Source organism: Microbacterium sp. P5_E9, assembly GCF_054049175.1.
The window spans coordinates 1-518 of record NZ_JBFUMV010000163.1 but is presented as its reverse complement, the minus strand read 5'-3'; the positions used below and the strand labels follow the sequence as shown (position 1 = coordinate 518).

Genomic DNA, 518 nt, shown 5'->3' with positions numbered 1-518 from the left:
AGTCAAGGGGGCGCGCAGCGAAGACATCACGCCGGTGGGCATCCAGATGTCGCGCGACGGCAAACGCGCCTTCGTGGCGCTGGGCAGGGCCAACCACGTCGCGTTCGTCGACGTGCCGCAGCGAAAGGTCACGAACCTCGTCCTGGTCGGCAAGCGTGCGTGGAACGTCACGCTCGACAAGGCCGAAGCCCGGCTGTATGTGGTCAAYGGCTTGAGCGACGACGTCACCGTGGTCGATGTCGCAGCGGCCAAGCCGATCAAGAGCATTCCCGTCGGCCGCGTGCCTTACGGCCTGGTGGTGGTCGAATGAAGTGGTCCGCCTGCTCCGTCGGCGTGTCGCTGCTGCTTGCAGGGCCGGCGTCGAACGGACAGCCGACGGGTGCCATCATTCCGCTGAAGGCGACGCTGATCTCGCCCAGTCCCGACGCGCGACTCGAACGGGCGCGCGTTGAGCGCCATTTCCTGGGCCACCCTGACGGCCCTGCGAGTGACGGCTTGCAGGTCGCGCTGGACGAAGG

The 518-nt window shown here is 67.3% G+C and carries 2 protein-coding genes; both read left to right on the top strand.

Annotated features, from left to right (window positions below):
• Window positions 1–310 (top strand): hypothetical protein (locus ACXJ3V_RS20790; protein ID WP_457102251.1); only part of this gene is annotated, 310 nt, incomplete at its 5' end.
• The coding region (locus tag ACXJ3V_RS20785) for a hypothetical protein (protein WP_457102250.1) at window positions 307–518 on the top strand (212 nt) is incomplete at its 3' end. The genes ACXJ3V_RS20790 and ACXJ3V_RS20785, both read left to right, overlap by 4 nt.